The 1445-nt window shown below is 45.1% G+C and carries 1 protein-coding gene; it reads right to left on the reverse strand.

Features of this window, described 5'->3' with window-relative positions; genetic code table 11:
- Positions 1-31 precede the first annotated feature (31 nt).
- A protein-coding gene (locus tag ICN39_RS11025) for an IS3 family transposase (protein ID WP_216234153.1) occupies positions 32-1392 on the reverse strand; the annotation gives its coding sequence in 2 pieces (ribosomal slippage) (positions 32-933 and positions 933-1392; 1362 coding nt in all).
- Positions 1393-1445 lie beyond the last annotated feature (53 nt).

Genomic DNA, 1445 nt, shown 5'->3' on the forward strand with positions numbered 1-1445 from the left:
TGAACTGACCCACAAAAGTTGGACAGTTTTGTTAGGTTACCAGAAGGGATTGAGTTCGGTAATGAACCGGGCTCAATCCCTTTAGTTTTTGTTTGATCCGATCATGGTTGTAGTAGTGGATGTATTCCTCAAGCTCCGTTTTAAATGATTCGATACTTTCAAACCTCTTCCGATAGAAGAACTCTGTTTTCATAATCCCAAACCAGTTTTCCATCACTGCGTTGTCTAAGCAGTTACCTTTTCTAGACATGCTTTGAGTAATGCCTTGTTTCTTTATAGCTTGTTGATAAAACCCCATTTGATATTGCCAGCCCTGATCTGAGTGCAGCATGGGTTTGTCTTTTGGTCCCAGTTGTTTAAATGCGCTTTGGAGCATCTGCATGACGCTGCTAATCTGTGGCCGATCGCTAATCTCATAGGAGATGATCTCTTGGTTATAAAGATCTAAGATCGGCGAGAGGTATACCTTCTCACCCCTGATGTTGAACTCCGTCACATCAGTAACCCACTTCTGATTGGGTTTACTGGCCGCAAAGTTACGCTCTAATAAGTTGGGTGCTACCTTACCAATGCCGCCTTTATAGGACTGATAGCGTTTAGGTCTAACAAGGGATTTAAGCCCTAGTTGCCCCATCAGCTTTTGTACGGTCTTGGGATCAAGGTAACGATGTTGGTTGCTCAGCTCTAAATGGACTCGCCGATAGCCATAGCGGCCCTTGTGGCGATGGTAGATTGCGCCAATTTGAGTCTTAGCATCCAGATAGGGGTCGACTTTAGCGCTAGCACTTAGCTGGTAGTAATAGACACTCCTGGCCATATTGGCAATGCCTAGGATAGTTTGCAAAGGGTACTGCTGCCTTAACTCGGTGACGACTTGGATCTGTTCTTGTTTGCCAAGTACTTTTGCTGAGCTAAGGCTTCGAGCTTTTTTAAGTAAGCGTTCTCCACCTCTAAATAGTGCGACTTCAGCAAGAGTTCTTCATGCGTAAGCTGCTCTGAAGGTTTAGCTAGGAGTGCTTGGATCTCACTTCGTTTTGACATGGGTGGCCGTCCCTTGGGTTTAGGTTCTAGGGCTGTAATACCGCCTTCATTGTAGAGGCGTTGCCATGCGGAGATAGTGCTGGGAGAGGCGATATTAAAGTGGGCTGCCGCTTGATTAATGGAGAGCTGATCTTGCGCCATTGCCTTGAGTACGGCAAGCTTAAAAGCACTGGGGTGATGAGTGTAAGTCTTGGTTAGACTTTTTTGACCATGAGTTTTAAAGGCATGAACCCATGTGCGGACATAGGTAAATTTAACGCCATACCGTTTTGCCGTTGCGGTAAATCCTTCTTTACCTGACAGATAGTGATGAATGACTTCTAGCTTAAAGTCTTTGCTGTATTTGGACATGAGACTGACCCTTTTGAGTTGGATTGGATGTCCAACTTTTGTGGGTCAGTTCA

The organism is Polynucleobacter sp. AP-Reno-20A-A9 (genome assembly GCF_018882085.1).
Taxonomy (GTDB): Bacteria; Pseudomonadota; Gammaproteobacteria; order Burkholderiales; family Burkholderiaceae; genus Polynucleobacter.